Genomic DNA, 17,910 nt, shown 5'->3' with positions numbered 1-17,910 from the left:
GCGTTGTCGGTGGCCCGGCATATCCTGTCCGAGCAGTGGCCATCGGCTGACGAAGGAGTCCGAAGGTGCCGTCGATGCTCGACGCCGTCGTGGTGGGTGCGGGGCCCAACGGGCTGACCGCTGCCGTCGAACTGGCCAGGCGCGGATTCTCCGTCGCCCTGTTCGAGGCCAAGGACACCGTGGGCGGCGGCGCGCGCACCGAGGAGCTGACGCTGCCCGGCTTCCGCCACGACCCGTGCTCCGCCTCCCACCCCCTGGGCATCAACTCCCCGGCGTTCCGGGCGATGCCGCTGGAGCGGTACGGCCTGGAGTGGGTGCACGCCCCACTGCCCATGGCACACCCGTTCCCCGACGGGACCGCGGCCGTGCTGTCCCGCTCAGTCGCCGAGACCGCCGCCTCCTTCGGGCCGCGCGACGCGGGCACGTACCGCCGTCTCGTCGAGCCGCTGCTGCCGCACTGGGACACCCTCGTCCGCGACTTCATGTCGCTGCCGCTCAGCGCGCTGCCGCGCGACCCGGTCACCCTCGCCCGCTTCGGCCTCGTCGGCCTCCAGCCGTCGACCTGGCTGACCCGCCGCTTCCGCGACGACCGGGCCGCCGCCCTCTTCGCGGGCCTCGTCGCGCACGTCATCGCCCCGCTCGGCGGCTTCGCCACCTCCGCCATCGGCCTCGTCTTCGCGCTCGCCGCCCACGCGCGCGGCTGGCCGCTCGCCCGGGGCGGCTCCCAGGCGATCTCCGACGCGCTCGCCGGATACCTGAAGGACCTCGGCGGCGCGATCCACACCGACTACGAGGTGAAGCGGCTCGACGACCTGCCGCCCGCCCGCGCCTACATCTTCGACACCTCACCCACCGCCCTGGCCCGGATCGCGGGCCTCGGCCGCTACTACGACCGCTTCCGCTACGGCTCCAGCGTCTTCAAGGTCGACTACGCGCTCGACGGCCCGGTGCCGTGGACCGCCGAGGAGGCCCGCACGGCCGGGACCGTCCAGGTGGGACCGTACCGCCGTGACATCGCCAAGGCCCTGCGCGCCGCGTCGCGCGAGGGCCGGGCGCCCGAGTCGCCGTTCCTCATCACCGTCCAGCCGACCGTCGTCGACCCGACGCGCGCCCCCGAGGGCAAGCACACCTTCTGGGCGTACGGGCACGTGCCCAACGGCTGGGACGGTGACCTGACGGACGCCGTCGAGCGCCAACTGGAGCGGTTCGCACCGGGCTTCAGGGACCTGGTGCTCGCCCGCGCCACGGCGGGCCCGCCGGAGCTCGCCGTCCGCAACGCCAACTATGTGGGCGGTGACATCGCCAGCGGAGCCGCCAGCGGACTCCAGCTGCTGCTGCGGCCCAAGCTGTCGCTGTCCCCGTACACGACCCCGCACCCCGCCGTCTTCATCTGCTCGTCCGCGTCGCCGCCCGGCCCCGGCGTGCACGGCATGTCGGGGCACAACGCGGCCAAGGCCGTCTGGCGCAGGCTGCGCGCGACATGAGTACGCCCGAGGGGCCCCGGCTCGTCCTCGTCCGGGGCGACATCACCGAGCAGGACGTGGACGCCGTGGTGAACGCCGCGAACTCGTCGCTGCTCGGCGGCGGGGGAGTGGACGGCGCCATCCACCGCCGCGGCGGGCCCGAGATCCTCGCCGAGTGCCGCAGGCTCCGCGCCTCCCACTACGGCAAGGGCCTGCCCGCCGGCCGGGCCGTCGCCACCACCGCCGGGCGGCTCCCGGCGCGGTACGTCATCCACACCGTCGGCCCGCGCTGGTCCCCGACCGAGGACCGCTCCGAGCTGCTCGCCTCCTGCTACCGGGAGTCGCTGAAGGTCGCCGAGCAGCTCCAGGTCCGGAGCGTGGCGTTTCCGGCGATCTCCACGGGGATCTATCGCTGGCCGGTGGAGGACGGGGCACGGATCGCTGTCGAGGCCGTGCGGGGGGCTCCGCCCGGGTCTGTGCGGGAGGTGCGGTTCGTGGTGTTCGACGAGGGGGCCCGGGCTGCTTTTGCGGAGTTCCTGGGCTGACGGGGCTGGGGTTCAGGGCGCCCAGGCGCCGTTGCGGGGGCCTGTTCTGTCGGCGGGCGCGGCTCTCGTCGTGGCTGGTCGCGCAGTTCCCCCACGCCCCTGACGGGGCGCTTCACGTCCATGTCGGATTTCCGCCAGCCAAGACCCTCACCATGGTCGATGCTTGAGACATGTCCACCGAACAGGCTCGGGCCGTCGCCATGCACACCGACTTCGAGCGGTGTGTGCGGGCTGTGCAGGCCAAGGACACCCGGTTCGACGGGGTGTTCTTCACCGCCGTCAAGACCACCCGCATCTACTGCCGGCCCGGCTGCCCGGTCGTGCCGCCCAAGCCCCGCAACATGGAGTTCTACGCCAGCGCCGCCGCCTGCCAGCAGGCCGGATTCCGGGCCTGCAAGCGGTGCAGGCCCGACACCAGCCCGGGCTCCCCGGAGTGGAACCGGCGCGCCGACCTCACCGCCCGCGCGATGCGCCTCATCGGGGACGGCGTCGTCGACCGCGACGGCGTACCGGGGCTCGCCCGGCTGCTCGGGTACAGCGAGCGGCAGATCGAGCGCCAGCTCCTCGCCGAGCTGGGCGCGGGCCCGCTCGCCCTCGCCCGCGCGCAGCGCGCCCAGACCGCGCGACTGCTCGTCGAGACGACCGGCATGCCCATGGCCGACATCGCGTTCGCCGCCGGTTTCTCCTCCGTCCGCGCCTTCAACGACACCGTCCGTGAGGTCTACGCCCTCACCCCGAGCGAACTGCGCACCCGCGCGCCGCACAGCCGGACGAGCACCCCCGGCGCGCTCACCCTGCGGCTGCCGTTCCGCAAGCCCCTCAACCCCGACAACCTCTTCGGCCACCTCGCCGCGACCGCCGTGCCGGGCGTCGAGGAGTGGCGCGACGGGGCCTACCGGCGCACCCTCCGGCTGCCGTACGGGCACGGCATCGTGAGCCTCACTCCCGGCCCCGACCACATCGGCTGCCGGCTCGTCCTCACCGACCAGCGCGACCTCACCGTGGCGATCAGCCGCTGCCGCCGCATGCTGGATCTCGACGCCGACCCGGTCGCCGTCGACGACCGGCTGCGCACCGACCCGCTGCTCGCCCCGCTCGTCGACAAGGCGCCGGGCCGCCGGGTGCCGCGCACCGTCGACGAGGCCGAGTTCGCCGTGCGGGCCGTGCTCGGGCAGCAGGTCTCCACGGCCGCCGCCCGCACCCACGCCGCCCGTCTCGTCCTCGCCCACGGAGAGCCGGTCGAGGACCCGGAGGGCGGGCTCACCCACCTCTTCCCGGCCCCGGCCGCCCTCGCCTCGCTCGACCCGGAGACCCTCGCGCTGCCCCGCAGCCGGCGCGCCACGCTCCTCACGCTCGTACGGCAACTCGCCGACGGGGAGCTGACGCTGGGCCCCGAGTCCGACTGGGACGCGGCGCGCGCCCGGCTCGCCGCGCTGCCCGGCTTCGGGCCCTGGACCGTCGAGGCCATCGCGATGCGCGCCCTCGGCGACCCCGACGCCTTCCTGCCCAGCGACCTCGGAATGCGGCGCGCCGCACAGCAGTTGGGCCTGCCCCACACCCCGGCGGCGCTCACCGCACGGGCCGCGGCCTGGCGCCCCTGGCGGGCGTACGCGACCCAGTACCTGTGGGCCACCGACGACCACCCGATCAACTTCCTCCCCGCGTAAGGGATGTACGTCATGTCCATCGTGTCCACCCGGAAACAGCACACCGTCGTCGACAGCCCGTACGGGCCGCTCACGCTCGTCGCCGCCGACGGCACCCTCTGCGGCCTCTACATGACCGACCAGCGCCACCGCCCCGCCGAGGAGACCTTCGGCGTCCGCGACGAGCGTCCCTTCGGCGCCGTCATCGACCAGCTGAACGCCTATTTCCAGAGCGAGCTGACCACGTTCGACCTGCCGCTCGCCCTGGCCGGCACGCCGTTCCAGCGGTCCGTCTGGGCCGAGCTCCAGCGGATCCCGTACGGCGAGACCCGCACCTACGGCGAACTGGCCACCGCCCTCGGCAAGCCCAACGCCTCGCGCGCCGTCGGCCTCGCCAACGGCAAGAACCCGGTCGGCGTCATCGTCCCCTGCCACCGTGTCATCGGCGCGAACGGCGACCTGACCGGCTACGGCGGCGGCCTCGACCGCAAGCGCCGCCTGCTCGACTTCGAGCGGGGCACCGCGCTCTTCTAGACCGCGCCCCCGGGGCCGCGCCGCACGTGGGACAGCAGCCGCGGCAGCGCCGTCCCGATCGGCTCCCGTACGACCTCGTCGGCCACGTCGTCGTACGGGGTCGGCTCGGCGTTCACCACCACCAGACGGGCGCCGTGCTCGGCCGCGAGACCCGCGAGGCCCGCGGCCGGATGCACCTGGAGCGACGAGCCGACCGCGAAGAACACCTCGCACGCCTTGGTGACCGCGACCGCCTCGGCGAGCACCACCGGGTCCAGGTTCTCGCCGAACATGACGGTCGCCGACTTCAGGACCGAGCCGCAGACCAGGCACCCCGGATCGTCCTCACCCGCCTCCACGCGGGCCAGCGCCGCCTCCATCGGCCCGCGCTCCCCGCACCCCGTGCACACGAACTCCCGAGCCGAGCCGTGCAGTTCCAGCACCTTGCGGGCGGGAAGCCCGGCGCGCTGGTGCAGCCCGTCGACGTTCTGCGTGACGACCCGCACGGGGACGCCGGAGCGGTCCAGGTCCGCGATCGCGCGGTGGGCGGCGTTCGGCTCGGCGGCGAGGGTGCCCCCGCCGCGCCGCACCTGCCAGGCGCGGCGCCGGATCTCCGGGTCGTTCATGTAGTAGTCGTACGTGACGAGCTTCTCGGCGTCGGGATCCTTGCGCCACACCCCGTTCGGCCCCCGGTAGTCGGGGATACCGGAGTCGGTGCTGATTCCGGCGCCGGTGAGGATCGCGACGAGCGGCTGCGACGTGGTCATGACGCCGAGGGTAGGTCAGCCCGTCGCCTCCGCGTCGACCGGCTTCGGGATCAGCGTCGAGACGAGCAGGGCCGCCACGATGAGGACCAGCCCCGCGATCACGCCCGCGCTGTAGCCGCCGACCGACGTCGAGCCGGACGGGGCGACCGCGTCCATGGCCGCGTACAGGACGACGAAGCTCAGGCCCGCGCCCAGGTTGAAGCAGCCCGCGTTCAGGCCCGGCAGGAAGCCGGGGTTCTCCTTCGGGGAGAGCACGATGCCGAAGCCGTTCAGCATGATGTTGACCGTGCCCGCGTAGGTGATGCCCAGCAGGATCGACACGGCCAGCAGCAGCCCGGCGGAGTCCGTGCGCAGGGTCACCAGGGCGAGGACGGTGGCGACGGCCGTGGCGATCAGCCCGGCGCGCAGGATCCGGCCGTAGCCGTACGTCGCCGCGAGCCGCCCGGAGACCGGGCCCATGGCGAGGCCCGCGAGCGCGTACGGGGTGAGCGTCCACCAGGTGGCGCCCTCGGCGCCCAGGCCGAGACCGACCGAGGTGTCCTGCGCGAAGCCCGGCAGCAGGCCGTTCATGATCGCGAAGACGCCGGTCATGGTGAGCATCGTCGACAGGAGCAGCGACCAGGTGGCCCGGCGCTTGAGCAGGCCCGTGGTGACGAGGGGGTGCGCGGCGCGGGTCTCCATCCGCCAGAACGCCCAGAAGGCGAGCCCGGCGAGGACCAGCAGGCCGACGGCGAGCGGCCAGTTCGCGTCGCCCAGCTTGCCCGCCTCGTTGAACGCGATCAGCAGGGCGCCGACCGAGACGACGAGGAGCGCGACGCCCGGCCAGTCCATCGGCGGGCGCAGCTCGGCGCGCGACTCCGGGGCGAAGAGGTGGACGAGCAGGGCCGCGACGAGCGCGAAGCCGGTCATGACCCAGAAGATCGACGCGTATCCGGCGTGCTCGGCCAGCGAGCCGCCCGCGAAGGAGTCGACGCCGGCGATGCCGCCGTTGACGGCCGTGACGACGCCCATGAGCGTGCCGTACTTCTTCGGGTCGGGGACCTCGACGCGCAGCATGATCAGCGCGAGCGGGATGGTCGGACCCGAGGCGCCCTGGACGACGCGGCCGACGGCGAGCATGCCGACGGACCCGGCGAGCGCCGAGACGACGCAGCCGACGGCCATCAGGACCATCATCCCGGTGAGCACCTTGCGGCGGCCGATCAGGTCGCCCAGGCGCGGCAGGAACAGCGAGAACAGGGCGGCGGCCGTGAAGAAGGCCGTCTGGGTGACGCCGACCGCCGACGCGGTGGTGTGCAGCTCGTCCGCCATCGTCGCCAGCGCCGGGCTGAGCATCGAGGCGTTCAGCTGGAAGGCGAAGCTGGCCGCGAGCAGCGCCACCATGAGCGCGCCGATCCGGACCGGGCGTCCCGCGCCGGAGCCGCCGGCCGGGGTGTGGGGGGAGGCGGCGACGTTCACGCGGTGCTCACTCCGGTCTCTCCGGCCGTCTCGTCCGTGGTCCCGCCGGTGGGCTCTCCGATGCGGACGAGGGCGTCCACGACGAGATCCCAGAATCGGCCGTGGTCCAGCTCCACCGCGACCTGGGTGTGGCAGTCGGCGGGTGCGGGGGAGCGCAGGTCGGTGACGGTCATGCCGAGGGTGAGCGCGCCGCGCAGCTCGATGTCGACGGGCGCCTTCCGTACGGTCATGACGCTCGGGTCGATGACGTACGCGACCGCGCACGGGTCGTGCACCGGCGGGTGCTCGAAGCCCTGGTTCTCGCGGTAGGCCTCGCGGAAGAAGTCGAGCAGTTCGAGGACGAACGCGGCGGGCTTCGTGCCGACCGCCCGGATCCGCTCCTCGACGGCCGGGGTCGCCAGGGCCTGGTGGGTGAGGTCGAGGCCGACCATGGTCAGCGGCCACTTCTCGTTGAAGACGATGTGTGCGGCCTCGGGGTCGATCACGATGTTGAACTCGGCGACCGCGCTCCAGTTCCCCTCGTGGAAGCCGCCGCCCATCAGCACGACCTCACGGACCCGCTCGACGATGCGGGGCTCCTTGCGGGCGGCGAGCGCGATGTTCGTCAGGCCGGCCGTCGGCACGAGGGTGATCTCGCCCGGCTCGTGGCTCATCACGGTGTCGATGATGAGGTCGACGGCGTGCCGCCGGTCGAGCGCGAAGGCGGGCGCGGGCAGCTCGGGCCCGTCGAGCCCGGTCTCGCCGTGGATCTCCGGCGCCGTCTCGATCTCACGGACCAGGGGCCGCGGGCAGCCGGCGGCGAACGGCACCCCGGTGATCCCGGCGATCGCCGCGACCGACAGCGCGTTGCGGGTCACCTTCTCCAGGGTCTGGTTGCCGACGACCGTGGTCACCGCGACCAGATCGATGTCGGGATTGCCGTGCGCGAGCAGCATCGCGACCGCGTCGTCGTGCCCCGGGTCGCAGTCGAGGATGATCTTCCTGGCCACCGTCTTGAGCCCCTTTGCTCCGGATGGAAAAGCTGTTCCGGCCAGGCTCACCCGGACGCGTACGACTTGTCAACGCGCGTAGATCGGCGATCCGAAAAAGGGCGGTAGGGGAATTCAGGGGATGTATCAACCCGTGACGGGCTCGCCGCACTCCAGCTCCACGGCCCCGGCGCCCCGGTCGAGCACGCCGAGCGCCGAACGCACCCGCCGCCCGAGCGACCCCAGCAGATATGCGTCCAGGTCGTCGCGGGCCACGAACCGCCACGAGAGCAGCTCCTCCTCCTGGAGCCGGATCGCCTCGATCTGCTCGGCGGCCAGCACGCCGCCGTCGTACAGGTACGCCACCAGCGGCGGCCGCCCGGTGCCGGGCACCCAGTCCACGGCGAGCAGCCGCCCCGGCGCGACGTCGAGCCCGATCTCCTCCAGCGTCTCGCGGCGCGCGCCCTGCCGCGGGCTCTCCCCGGTGTCCGACTCCACGGTGCCGCCGGGCAGTGCCCAGCCGTCCCGGTAGTTCGGTTCGACCAGCAGGATCCGCTCCTCGCTGTCGCGGAACAGAACGGCGGCGCCGGCCAGGACCCGCGGGAGTCCGGCGATGTAGGTGGCGTAGTCGAGGGTTGTCATCGGTTCACTCTAGAACCCGCCGCCCCCGCTCCCGGAACGACGCGCCCCCTCAGGTCTCCGCCAACGCGGCCGTCCGCCGCGCCAGTTCACTGATCCGTGCGCCGTCGAACCCGAAGACCGCGCTGCGCACCCGGTCCTCCAGCGGCTCGGTCCACCGCGCGGGGATCGCGTCCGCCCCGCACAGCACCCCGGCGACCGAACCGGCCGTCGCGCCGTTGGAGTCCGTGTCGAGACCGCCGCGCACCGTCAGGGTCACGGTGCGCGTGAAGTCGCCGTCGCCGTACAGGAGCCCGGCCGTGATCACCGCGGCGTTCGGCACGGTGTGGATCCAGCCGAGCCCCGCGGTCTCCTCCTCGACCGTGGCCAGCGTCTGCTCCCAGGTCAGCCGCGACTCGTGGAGCGAGATGACCCGGCGCACGACACGCGCCAGACGGCTGCTCGCCGGGATCACCGTGAGCGCCGCGTCGAGGGCGGCCCGCGGCGCCGGCGCCGTGAACGCGGCCGCCACCAGGGCCGCCGCCCACATCGCCCCGTACACGCCGTTGCCCGTGTGCGACAGGACCGCGTCGCGGCGGGCCAGGGAGGCGGCGCGGCGCGGGGCGCCCGGGCAGGTCCAGCCGAAGACGTCCGCGCGGATCAGGGCGCCGATCCACTCCTGGCAGGGATTGTCGTACGTGGCGGTCAGCGGCGGCTTCAGTCCGTTGACGAGATTGCGGTAGGCCGCGCGCTCCGCCGTGAACGTCTGGAGGTAGGGCAGCCGCAACAGCCACAACTCGCCCACCTGTTCCGTCGTGAAGGCGGAACCGTGGGTCTCCAGCAGGTGCAGACCCAGCACCGCGTAGTCCACGTCGTCGTCCCGGCAGCTGCCGTGGATGCGTCCCCGGACGCAGGCCCGCCACTCGGAGCGCAGCGCCGACTCCATCTCCCGCGACGGAGGTTCGGGCAGGTAGTCGGTGAGCGGCAGGGCCTCGGCCTGGCGCAGGTAGCGGTCGATGCGCTCGCGGGTCCACACCTCGCCCTGCTCGACCGGCTTGCCGAGCATGTTGCCCGCGATCCGGCCGAGCCAGCCGCCGAGCACGCGGTCGGCGAGGACGGGCTCGGGGAGCGGGGGGCTCGTTTGCGTCATGACTGCGGTGTACCCGTTTCGCCGCACGGCGTCCCTCCCGCGCGGGGACGGACGTCGTGCGGGGCCGCTTGATCGATCGTTCAGCTGCTCGTGACGCCCCGGTATGTCCTGCAATAACAGCAGATAAGGATCATGCGGACCGTTCCGCTGGCCGGACGACCATGGGCAGCGGACCCCTCCTGCGGTTAAGGTCGCAGCGGCGCGACTGCCTTGACGCGAGCAAGGCCCGAACAGCAAGGGGAGCAAGGTGGCGGACGCTGCACAGGCCGCGCGGCACGTGTTGATCGCGGCGGACAAGTTCAAGGGGTCGCTCACCGCGGTGCAGGTCGCACAGCGTGTGACGGCCGGTCTGCGCCGGGTGGCGCCCGAGGTGACCGTCGCGTCCGTGCCGGTCGCGGACGGCGGGGACGGCACCGTCGCGGCGGCGGTCGCGGCCGGATTCGAGCGCCGCGAGGCGCGGGTCACGGGGCCGCTCGGCGAGCAGGTGACGGCCGCGTGGGCGCTGCGCGACGGCACGGCCGTGGTGGAGATGGCGGAGGCGTCCGGGCTTCAGTTGCTGCCCGAGGGCGAGTTCGCGCCGCTGACGGCCACGACGTACGGATCCGGCGAGGTCATCGCGGCCGCGCTCGACGCGGGGGTCCGCACGATCGTCTTCGGCGTCGGGGGCAGCGCCACGACGGACGGCGGCGCGGGGATGCTGGCCGCGCTCGGCGCACGGTTCCTCGACGGCTCCGGTGCGCCGGTCGGTCCCGGCGGCGGTGCGCTCGCCGGGCTCGCCTCCGCCGATCTCTCCGGCCTCGACCCGCGCCTGGCCGACGTGGACATCGTCCTCGCCAGCGACGTCGACAATCCGCTGACCGGTCCCAAGGGCGCGCCCGCCGTGTACGGGCCGCAGAAGGGGGCCTCGCCGGAGGACGTCGCCGAGCTGGACGCCGCGCTGGGCCACTACGCGAAGGTGCTCTCGGAGTCGGTGGGTGCCGCCGCGCTGGAGCATGCCGAGGCGCCGGGGGCCGGGGCCGCCGGGGGTATCGGTTACGGCGCTCTGGTCGGGCTCGGGGCGCGCTTCCGGCCCGGCATCGAGGTCATGCTCGATGTGCTGGGGTTCGCGCCCGCGCTGGCCGGTGCCACGCTGGTGATCACCGGTGAGGGGTCGCTCGACGAGCAGACCCTGCACGGGAAGGCGCCCGCCGGGGTCGCCTCGGCGGCGCGGGCCGCCGGTGTCGAGGTCGTCGCCGTCTGCGGGCGGCTCGCTCTTGCGCCGGAGGCGCTGGGGCGGGCCGGGATCCGTCGGGCCTACGCCTTGACGGAGCTGGAGCCCGATGTGGCCCGGTGCATCGCCGAGGCCGGTCCCATCCTGGAGAACCTGGCCGAGCGCATCGCCGACGATTTCCTGCGCTGAGCCGTCACCCGCCCTTCGCCCGCGCGGGCGCGCCCTGGGGTGTGCCGTTCGTCCGCGGGCCGGTGGGGGCTGGTCGCGCAGTTCCCCGCGCCCCTGAGATGCGCACTTCGTGCGCCATCTCGTCCGAAGAGGCGGCGCGAAGCGCCTGCCTCAGGGGCGCGGGGAACTGCGCGACCAGCCACGACGGTGGCGCACCCGACCCGGCACCCCCTAAGACGTCCCGGCCCCCGACGACAACCGGTACGCATCCAGCGCCAAGGTCATCTCCATGAGATCCCGCGGCCGTGACAACGACCGCGCCGTCAACTGCTCAAGCCTCCGCAACCGGTTGAAGACCGTGTTCCGATGGCAGTACAGACGACCGGCCGCCCGCCCGGCGGAACCCTCGCAGGCCAGCCACGCGTCCAGCGTCTCCAGCAGCACGGCACGATCGGCCGGTTCCAGCGTGAGGAGTTCGCCGAAGACACCGGCGACGAGGCGCTGCGCCAGGTCCGGCTGGCTCACCACCAGTGCCGTCGGCATGCGATGGTCGAGCCGCACGACGCCCGTGGTGTCCGGCGGACAGGTGCGCAGGGCGAGTTCGGCGAGCCGCCGCGCATGCCCCAGTTCGCCGAGCCCGCGCACGACCGGGCTCAGCCCCCCGGGCCCCGGGCACCGCCCGTCGAGCAGCACCGCCACATCGTCGAGGGTGCGGCCCGCGCCGAGCGCCACCACGCCCACCTCGCAGTCGGCCCGCATCCGCCACACGAACCGGAAGTCCGGGTCCTGGACCCGGCGGTGGAACGTCTCCCGGCTGTCCCGGCGTTCCACCCGCAGCACCACCACGGCGTACGGGCCGTGCTCGGGAAGATCGAGCCCGGCCGCGGCCCGCGCGGCGAGCCCCGGCGCCGGACGGCCCTCGAGGAGCGCGTCGAGCAGCGCCTGCATCTGCTCGTCGGTGCGGCGGCGCAGTTCGAGCTCCGTCGCCCGGTACGCCTCCGAGGCCGCCGCGGCCTGCGCGTCCACCGCCGCCCACACCATGGTCGCCGACCGCATCAGGGCCTTCAGCCGCTCGGGCTCGCCGCCCGCGCTCTCCATCAGCGCGTCCCAGACCAGATAGCCCGCGTTGCGGTACGCGTGCACGAGCAGGTCGAGCGGCAGGCCCTGGCCCGCCCGGCGCCGGCCCGCCTCCTCCGCGTACGCCAGATCCCGGCGCGGCGCGTCCCGCGGCGCCGTGATCGTCTCGACGCCGATCCGGACGGCCTCCTCGGCCTCCCGCCACTGAACGTCGTACGGCAGCACCCGTGCGTACACGTCCGAGTATGCGAACAGCTGCCGCAGATGCTCGTCGACCAGCTCGGGCACCCGGTCGAGAAGGGTCGTGCACGCCTCCCTGAGCAGCTTCCAGTCCTGTCCGGTGCGGTTCCTGCGTCCGCCCATCGTCCCTCCCCAACAGCCCGTAAAGCGACGGCAAAGGACTCGTTCGCTGATGCGGAGGATGCCATCACGGGCGGCTGTCCGGCAGGCCCCTGACACGGGGTCTTGTGCGCGCGCACAACGGGGACGGGCGGGCGCTGGGCCTGCGCAGCGTTTCACCGGCAGCCCGTGGACGGGCCGCCCGCGCGGTGCTGTCGTGAGCGCCACCGGTCCCGTACCGGTCCAGGGAGGGACACACACAGTGACCGATGCGACCGATGCAGATGAAGCAGCCGGGCTCGCCGTCGACGGCGTATCCGTCGGCTACGGACCCGTACGCGCCCTGCGCGACGTGACCTTGAACGTGCCGCAGGGCGCCGTCGTCGCCGTGCTCGGCGGCAACGGCGCGGGCAAGTCCACGCTGCTGCGGGCGATCTCGCGCACCCTCGACTTCCACGGCGGCGCCGTGACGTCGGGCGAGGTGCGGTTCGGCGGGCGGCGCGTCAGCGGGCTCACGCCCGACCGGATCGTCGCCGCCGGGGTCTGCCAAGTGCCCGAGGGACGGCAGGTGTTCGCGCGGATGACCGTCGCGGACAACCTGCGCGCCGGAGCCCTCGGATCGACCGGCTCGCGGGCCGCGAAGGCGGCGGCGCTGCGCCGCGTGCACGACCTCTTCCCGGTCCTCGCCGACCGGGCCCAGCAGCGGGCCGGGCTGCTCTCCGGCGGCGAACAGCAGATGCTGGCCGTCGGCCGCGCCCTCATGGCCGAGCCGAGACTGCTGCTCCTCGACGAGCCGTCGCTCGGGCTCGCCCCGCTCATGGCGGCCCGCATCGCCGACACCATCCGCGAGATCAACGCTCAAGGGGTCTCGGTGCTCCTCGTCGAACAGAACGCCGCGCTGGCGCTGCGCCTGGCCTCCTACGCGTACGTGCTCGATGTCGGGGAGGTCGCGCTGCACGGGCCCGCCGACGAGCTGGCCGGGTCGGACGAGGTGCGGCGGCGGTATCTCGGGGTGGTCGACGAGGACGCCGTCGCCGATGCCTCCGGCGCGGTCCGGGAAGCGCCCGTGCTGCGGGCCTGGGGAGGTGCCGGCCGATGAGTGATGTACTGCCGCTCCACGTGCGGGACTTGACCGTGCGGTTCGCCGGGCTCACCGCGCTCGACGGGATCGGGTTCACCGTCGAACCCGGCACCGTGCACGCCGTCATCGGACCCAACGGCGCCGGGAAGTCCACCACGTTCAACGTCCTGTCCGGGGTGTACCGGGCCACCTCCGGCACCGTCCACCTCGGCGACACGCAGCTCACCGGGCTGCCCCCGCACCGGATCGCCGCTCTCGGCGTCGCCCGGACCTTCCAGAACCTCGCGCTGCCGCCGCGCACCACGGTCGCCGACAGCCTGCTGCTCGGGCGGCACCGGCTGACCCGGGCCGGGTTCGTCGCGGCGGGGCTGCGGCTGCCCGCAGCCGTCCGCGAGGAACGGGCGCACCGCGAACGCGTCCGGGAGATCGCCGAGTTCGTCGGCATCGCCGACCAACTCGACACGTACACGGGCGCGTTGCCCTACGGCGCGCAGAAACTCGCCGAGCTGGCCCGCGCCCTGTGCATGGAACCGAAGGTGCTGCTCCTCGACGAGCCCGTCGCCGGCATGACGGCCGACGAGCGGCGCCGCACCGCCGCCGTGATCGCGGGCGTCCGCGACAGCCTCGGCATCTCGATCGTCCTGGTGGAACACGACATGGGAGTGGTCATGCGCCTCGCCGACGAGGTCACCGTCCTCGACTTCGGAAAGCGGATCGCCGGGGGACCCCCGGCGACCGTCCAGAACGACCCGGCGGTGATCCAGGCGTACCTGGGCGCGCCCGAAGAACCGGAGAGCGCCGCATGAGCTCCTTCCTCGAACTGCTTCTCAACGGCGTCTCGATGGGCTCCGTCTACGCCCTGATCGCCCTCGGCTTCGTGGTGATCTTCCGCGCCACCGAGGTCGTGAACTTCGCGCACGCCTCGCTGCTCCTCGCCGGTGGCTACGTCACCGCCTCGCTCCACGACGACATCGGCTTCTGGCCCGCGCTCGGCGTCGGCATCGCCGCCGCCGCGGTCGTCGGCGCCGCCGTCGAGTTCCTCGTCATGCGCCGCTACCGCGGCCACGACCACAGCGTCCTCGCCATCGTCACCATCGGCGTCGACATCCTGCTCACCACCGAACTCACCCGCCGCCTCGGCACCGACGTGCTCACCCTCGGCGACCCGTGGGGCGACGCCGTGCTCACCGTCGGCGGCATCTCGATCGCCCACACCCGCATCGCCGCGTTCGTCGCCGCGGCCCTGCTCATCACGGCCTTCCTGCTCACCTTCCGCTACACCTCCTGGGGCGTCGCGATGCGGGCCGCCGCCGAGAAGAGCGAGACGGCCGCGCTGATGGGCGTACGGCTCGGCAGGGTGTCGCTCGGCGCGTGGGCCGTGGCGGGCGCCCTCGCCGCCGTCGCCGCGCTGTTCCTGACCGTCTTCCCCACCCCGGGCCTGGAACGGGCCACCTCGCTCGCCGCCCTGAAGGCCTTCCCCGCCGCCATCCTCGGCGGCCTCGACTCCACCACCGGCGCCCTCGTCGGCGGCCTGATCGTCGGCGTCACCGAGTCCCTCGCCACCGGCTACCAGAGCGAACTCGCCTTCATGGGACGGGGACTCGGCGACCTCGCCCCGTACCTCGTGATGACGGCGATCCTCCTGCTGCGGCCCTCCGGACTCTTCGGCACCAAGGAGCTCGCCCGTGTCTGACACGCTCGCCCCGGCCCGGGCCACCCCCGCCGCACCGTCCCGCGGGCTCCGCGCGCGCCGCCGTATCTATGTGGCAGGCGTCCTCGCTCTCGTCCTGGTCGCCCTGCCGTTCTACGTGGACCGGTTCTGGCTCCAGGCGGGACTGTTCGCTATGGCCGCCGCGATCGGCGCCATCGGCCTCAACCTGCTCACCGGCGCCACCGGCCAGCTCTCCATGGGCCACGCCTTCTTCCTCGCCGTCGGCGCGTACGGCTACTGCGTGTTCGCGGGGGAGGAGGGACAGACCGTCGAAGGACTCGGGCTGCCGCCCTGGCTCGCCGCCGTGCTCGCCGTGCTCCTCGCGGGGGTGGCGGGCGGCCTGTTCAGCCCCATCGCGGGACGGCTCCAGGGCGCGTACCTCGGCATCGCCACCCTCGCGCTGATCTTCATCGGGCAGCACGTGCTGTTCAACGCCGAGGACCTCACCGGCGGCGCCAACGGCCGCGACGTGCCCGTCATGAACCTCTTCGGCCTCTCCTTCGACGACAGCGAACTCACCCTCGCCGGCGTGCCGTTCGGCTCCGCCGAGAAGCTCTGGTACCTCGGGCTCGTACTCCTGCTCGGCTGCGGGCTCTTCGCCCGCGGCGTGCTGCGCGGACGCCCGGGACGGGCCATGAACGCCCTCCGCGACCACCGCATCGCCGCCGGAGTCCTCGGCGTGCCCGTCGCCCGCTACCGGGGAGCCGTCTTCGTGCTCTCCTCGATGTACGCGGGCCTCGCCGGGGTACTGCTCGCCCTGGTCTTCCAGCGCACCGTCCCCGACTACTTCGGCATCACGCTCTCCCTCGAATACCTCGCCATGATCGTCATCGGCGGTCTCGGCTCGGTGGCGGGCGCGGTCGTCGGCGCCGCGTTCGTCTCGCTGCTGCCCCAGCTCCTCACCCGCTACAGCGACGCACTGCCCCTCGTCTCGGCTCCCGGCACCGGCGGCATCGCCCCCGGCGAGGCATCCCGCTACCTCTACGGCGCCGCCGTCGTGGCAGTGGTCCTTTTTCTGCCCGGTGGCCTGGTCCGGATCGCCGCCCGGCGCGCCCGGAAACACCCTCAGGAGGACGCATGAACACCCGTACCCGCACCCTCACGGCGACAGCCGTGGCGGGGCTGCTGGCCCTCACGGCGGCCTGCAGTTCCAAGGCGAAGGACGACAACGAAGGCGACAAGCAGAGCGCGGGCGGGGTGAAGACCGGCCAGGGCATCTCCGGCAAGACGATCAATCTGGGCGTCCTCACCGACATGACCGGCGTCTACGCCACGCTCGGCAAGAGCGTCACCCAGGCGCAGCAGCTGTACGTGAAGCAGACCAACGCCTCCGGCGGCATCTGCGGCTACCAGCTCAAGCTGACCGTGCGCGACCACGGCTACGACCCGCAGAAGGCCGTCGCCGGCTACACCGAGCTGGAGCCGGACGTGCTCGGCTTCACCCAGTTCATCGGCTCGCCGTTCGTCGCCGCGGTCGAGAAGCGCATAGGCCAGGACAAGGCCCTCGTCCTGCCGCAGGCCTGGTCGGCGAATCTGCTCGGCGATCCCTACGTCCGCGTCATCGGATCGACGTACGACTACGAGACCATCAACGCCGTCGACTTCCTGATCAAGGAGAAGGGCCTCAAGAAGGGCGACAAGCTCGGGCACGTCTACTTCGAGGGCGACTACGGCGAGAACGCCCTCAAGGGTTCCAAGTTCATCGCCGACAAGGCCGGGCTCACCGTCGTCGAGCAGAAGATCAAGCCCACCGACAACGACATGACCGCCCAGGTCGCCGCCCTGAAGAAGGCCGGCGTCAAGGGCATCGTGATCAGCGCGGGCCCGCGCCAGGCGGCCTCGCTCGTCGGGGTCGCGGCGGCGGCGAAGCTGGCCGCGCCCATCATCGGCAACAACTCCGCGTTCGCGCCCCAGCTGCTCGCCACCCAGGCCGGCCCGGCCCTGATGAAGAACTACTGGGTCGCCTCGCCGTCGCTGCCGATCGGCGCCGACACCCCGGAGGCGAAGAAGCTCGTCGCCGACTACCGGAAGGCGTACCCGAAGGACTCCTTGGACAACGGCGTCGTCGCCGGCTGGACCGCCGCGTCCGCGTTCGGCGACGCCCTGAAGAAGGCCTGCGCCGACAAGGACCTGACCCGGGAGGGAGTCGACAAGGCGCTGCTGACCCTGAAGTCCTTCGACAACGGCTTCGGCACCGCACAGGACTTCACCGACCCCGACGCCCCGTCCTCGCGCCAGTCGGTCATCCTCCAGCCCGACAAGACGGCCGTCGGCGGCATGAAGGTCGTCCGTGAGGCGGGCGAGGCCGAGGAGGCCAAGGACTACGCCCCGTCGGCCGGCTGACCCCGGCCGCGCACGAGGAAGGGCCCCGAACCGGTCGGTTCGGGGCCCTTCCTCATGCGTCCGCGGGACTACGGCAGCTGCGTCGCCCGCGCCTCGCGACGGTTGTCGCGGAAGTTGTTCACCCGGCGGGCCGTGGCGAACAGCGGGATGACCGCGCCGAGCACCAGCTGCAGCGCACAGCCGGTCTGGAGCAGCAGCTGGCCGCCGGGGGCGTCGAACGCCCAGGCCGCGAGCAGCGCCATGCTCAGCACGATCCACGACAGCATCGCGACGGCGAGGCGGCCGCGCGGCTTCGGGTACTCGACCCGGCTCACCATCAGCCACGCCGTGCCGATGATCGCGAGGAGCGTCGCCACGAAGGGCAGCTCCAGCAGGACGATCGAGACGACCGTCAGCGCGCCGAACGGCGACGGCATGCCCTGGAACGTGCCGTCCTTCACCGTCACGCACGAGAAGCGCGCGAGGCGCAGGACGACCGCCAGGAGGACCACGATGGCCCCCACCGCCGCCACTCTCTGGTGCGCGTCGTCGGCGACCATGCCGTAGACGAGCACGAAGTAGGCGGGCGCCAGGCCGAAGCTGATGAGGTCGGAGAGGTTGTCCAGCTCCGCGCCCATCGGCGACGAACGCAGCTTGCGGGCCACCAGACCGTCGAACAGGTCGAAGATCGCGGCGGCCAGCATCAGGATCACGGCGGTCGCGGCGGAGTGCCGGGCCATGCCGGAGTCGTTGCTGCCCTGGATGTGCGGGATCAGGATGCCGGTCGTCGTGAAGTAGACCGCCATGAAGCCGCACGTGGCGTTGCCGAGCGTCAGGGTGTCCGCTATCGACAGACGCAGTGAGAGCGGCATCT

At 73.0% G+C, this 17,910-nt stretch carries 17 protein-coding genes; 10 read left to right on the top strand and 7 right to left on the bottom strand.

The window, feature by feature from the left end:
* The first annotated feature begins 65 nt into the window (after nucleotides 1-65).
* The 4 genes from ABT127_RS06200 (at nucleotide 66) to ABT127_RS06185 (ending at nucleotide 4,188) form a co-directional block, all read left to right on the top strand.
* Nucleotides 66-1,484, top strand: a complete 1,419-nt coding sequence (locus ABT127_RS06200; RefSeq protein ID WP_351445086.1) for a phytoene desaturase family protein — start codon at nucleotides 66-68, stop codon at nucleotides 1,482-1,484.
* Entirely contained in the window at nucleotides 1,481-2,008 is a 528-nt protein-coding gene (locus tag ABT127_RS06195) for an O-acetyl-ADP-ribose deacetylase (protein WP_351445084.1), read from the top strand. The genes ABT127_RS06200 and ABT127_RS06195 overlap by 4 nt, the downstream gene beginning before the upstream one ends.
* 200 nt (nucleotides 2,009-2,208) lie before the next feature.
* A complete protein-coding gene (locus ABT127_RS06190; protein WP_351445429.1) occupies nucleotides 2,209-3,675 on the top strand; it encodes an AlkA N-terminal domain-containing protein in 1,467 nt (488 codons plus the stop codon).
* A 12-nt stretch (nucleotides 3,676-3,687) separates the two neighbouring features.
* Nucleotides 3,688-4,188, top strand: coding sequence for a methylated-DNA--[protein]-cysteine S-methyltransferase (locus ABT127_RS06185; protein WP_351445082.1), 501 nt, complete (start codon nucleotides 3,688-3,690; stop codon nucleotides 4,186-4,188).
* Here ABT127_RS06185 and ABT127_RS06180 read toward each other — a convergent pair.
* The 5 genes from ABT127_RS06180 to ABT127_RS06160 form a co-directional block, all read right to left on the bottom strand.
* Nucleotides 4,185-4,934, bottom strand: a complete 750-nt coding sequence (locus ABT127_RS06180; RefSeq protein WP_351445081.1) for an SIR2 family NAD-dependent protein deacylase — start codon at nucleotides 4,932-4,934, stop codon at nucleotides 4,185-4,187. The genes ABT127_RS06185 and ABT127_RS06180 overlap by 4 nt on opposite strands.
* Before the next feature lie 15 nt (nucleotides 4,935-4,949).
* Nucleotides 4,950-6,392 carry a uridine transporter UriT gene (uriT, locus tag ABT127_RS06175; protein WP_351445079.1) on the bottom strand — a complete coding sequence of 481 codons (1,443 nt, stop codon included), beginning with the start codon at nucleotides 6,390-6,392 and terminating at the stop codon, nucleotides 4,950-4,952.
* Nucleotides 6,389-7,381 carry a uridine-preferring nucleoside hydrolase UriH gene (gene uriH, locus ABT127_RS06170; RefSeq protein WP_351445077.1) on the bottom strand — a complete coding sequence of 331 codons (993 nt, stop codon included), beginning with the start codon at nucleotides 7,379-7,381 and terminating at the stop codon, nucleotides 6,389-6,391. The genes uriT and uriH overlap by 4 nt, the downstream gene beginning before the upstream one ends.
* Before the next feature lie 126 nt (nucleotides 7,382-7,507).
* Nucleotides 7,508-8,002 (bottom strand): NUDIX domain-containing protein, encoded by a 495-nt coding sequence (locus tag ABT127_RS06165; protein ID WP_351445075.1) that lies wholly within the window; start codon nucleotides 8,000-8,002, stop codon nucleotides 7,508-7,510.
* Between the two features lie 49 nt (nucleotides 8,003-8,051).
* Nucleotides 8,052-9,128 carry an ADP-ribosylglycohydrolase family protein gene (locus ABT127_RS06160; RefSeq protein WP_351445073.1) on the bottom strand — a complete coding sequence of 359 codons (1,077 nt, stop codon included), beginning with the start codon at nucleotides 9,126-9,128 and terminating at the stop codon, nucleotides 8,052-8,054.
* 247 nt (nucleotides 9,129-9,375) lie between these two features.
* On the opposite strand from ABT127_RS06160, the gene ABT127_RS06155 reads away from it, so the two are divergent.
* On the top strand, nucleotides 9,376-10,527 hold the full coding sequence (locus tag ABT127_RS06155; RefSeq protein ID WP_351445071.1) for a glycerate kinase: 1,152 nt from the start codon (nucleotides 9,376-9,378) through the stop codon (nucleotides 10,525-10,527).
* Between the two features lie 210 nt (nucleotides 10,528-10,737).
* On the opposite strand, the gene ABT127_RS06150 is transcribed toward ABT127_RS06155, so the two are convergent.
* The gene (locus tag ABT127_RS06150) at nucleotides 10,738-11,946 is read right to left on the bottom strand and encodes a PucR family transcriptional regulator (protein WP_351445069.1); all 1,209 of its coding nucleotides are present in this window, start codon (nucleotides 11,944-11,946) and stop codon (nucleotides 10,738-10,740) included.
* Between the two features lie 238 nt (nucleotides 11,947-12,184).
* Here ABT127_RS06150 and ABT127_RS06145 point away from each other — a divergent pair, with 238 nt between their 5' ends.
* From ABT127_RS06145 to ABT127_RS06125, 5 genes are read left to right on the top strand one after another with little or no spacing between them, the layout of a single operon-like run.
* Nucleotides 12,185-13,021, top strand: coding sequence for an ABC transporter ATP-binding protein (locus ABT127_RS06145; protein WP_351445067.1), 837 nt, complete (start codon nucleotides 12,185-12,187; stop codon nucleotides 13,019-13,021).
* Entirely contained in the window at nucleotides 13,018-13,809 is a 792-nt protein-coding gene (locus ABT127_RS06140; RefSeq protein ID WP_351445065.1) for an ABC transporter ATP-binding protein, read from the top strand. The genes ABT127_RS06145 and ABT127_RS06140 overlap by 4 nt, the downstream gene beginning before the upstream one ends.
* Nucleotides 13,806-14,696: a branched-chain amino acid ABC transporter permease gene (locus ABT127_RS06135; RefSeq protein WP_351445063.1), complete on the top strand. Its 891-nt coding sequence runs from the start codon at nucleotides 13,806-13,808 to the stop codon at nucleotides 14,694-14,696. Before ABT127_RS06140 ends, ABT127_RS06135 begins: the two co-directional genes overlap by 4 nt.
* The gene (locus ABT127_RS06130) at nucleotides 14,689-15,795 is read left to right on the top strand and encodes a branched-chain amino acid ABC transporter permease (protein WP_502971641.1); all 1,107 of its coding nucleotides are present in this window, start codon (nucleotides 14,689-14,691) and stop codon (nucleotides 15,793-15,795) included. The genes ABT127_RS06135 and ABT127_RS06130 overlap by 8 nt, the downstream gene beginning before the upstream one ends.
* Nucleotides 15,792-17,057, top strand: coding sequence for an ABC transporter substrate-binding protein (locus ABT127_RS06125; RefSeq protein ID WP_351445062.1), 1,266 nt, complete (start codon nucleotides 15,792-15,794; stop codon nucleotides 17,055-17,057). Before ABT127_RS06130 ends, ABT127_RS06125 begins: the two co-directional genes overlap by 4 nt.
* Nucleotides 17,058-17,125: 68 nt before the next feature.
* Here ABT127_RS06125 and pssA read toward each other — a convergent pair whose 3' ends face one another.
* Complete coding sequence (gene pssA, locus ABT127_RS06120) at nucleotides 17,126-17,908, bottom strand: CDP-diacylglycerol--serine O-phosphatidyltransferase (protein WP_351445425.1); 783 nt, start codon at nucleotides 17,906-17,908, stop codon at nucleotides 17,126-17,128.
* Nucleotides 17,909-17,910: the final 2 nt, after the last annotated feature.

It is taken from the genome of Streptomyces sp. NPDC001904, assembly GCF_040297005.1.
In the GTDB taxonomy this organism is placed as follows: domain Bacteria; phylum Actinomycetota; class Actinomycetes; order Streptomycetales; family Streptomycetaceae; genus Streptomyces.
This window is presented reverse-complemented; position numbering and strand designations above follow the sequence as displayed.

Bases quoted from the DNA above. Each gene is read 5' to 3' on its own strand.
- ABT127_RS06135 (WP_351445063.1), top strand. From the start codon at position 13,806: ATGAGCTCCTTCCTCGAACTGCTTCTCAACGGCGTCTCGATGGGCTCC.
- ABT127_RS06160 (WP_351445073.1), bottom strand. From the start codon at position 9,128: ATGACGCAAACGAGCCCCCCGCTCCCCGAGCCCGTCCTCGCCGACCGC.
- ABT127_RS06125 (WP_351445062.1), top strand. From the start codon at position 15,792: ATGAACACCCGTACCCGCACCCTCACGGCGACAGCCGTGGCGGGGCTG.
- ABT127_RS06190 (WP_351445429.1), top strand. From the start codon at position 2,209: ATGCACACCGACTTCGAGCGGTGTGTGCGGGCTGTGCAGGCCAAGGAC.
- ABT127_RS06180 (WP_351445081.1), bottom strand. From the start codon at position 4,934: ATGACCACGTCGCAGCCGCTCGTCGCGATCCTCACCGGCGCCGGAATC.
- ABT127_RS06140 (WP_351445065.1), top strand. From the start codon at position 13,018: ATGAGTGATGTACTGCCGCTCCACGTGCGGGACTTGACCGTGCGGTTC.
- ABT127_RS06195 (WP_351445084.1), top strand. From the start codon at position 1,481: ATGAGTACGCCCGAGGGGCCCCGGCTCGTCCTCGTCCGGGGCGACATC.
- pssA (WP_351445425.1), bottom strand. From the start codon at position 17,908: ATGCCGCTCTCACTGCGTCTGTCGATAGCGGACACCCTGACGCTCGGC.
- ABT127_RS06185 (WP_351445082.1), top strand. From the start codon at position 3,688: ATGTCCATCGTGTCCACCCGGAAACAGCACACCGTCGTCGACAGCCCG.
- ABT127_RS06165 (WP_351445075.1), bottom strand. From the start codon at position 8,002: ATGACAACCCTCGACTACGCCACCTACATCGCCGGACTCCCGCGGGTC.
- ABT127_RS06150 (WP_351445069.1), bottom strand. From the start codon at position 11,946: ATGGGCGGACGCAGGAACCGCACCGGACAGGACTGGAAGCTGCTCAGG.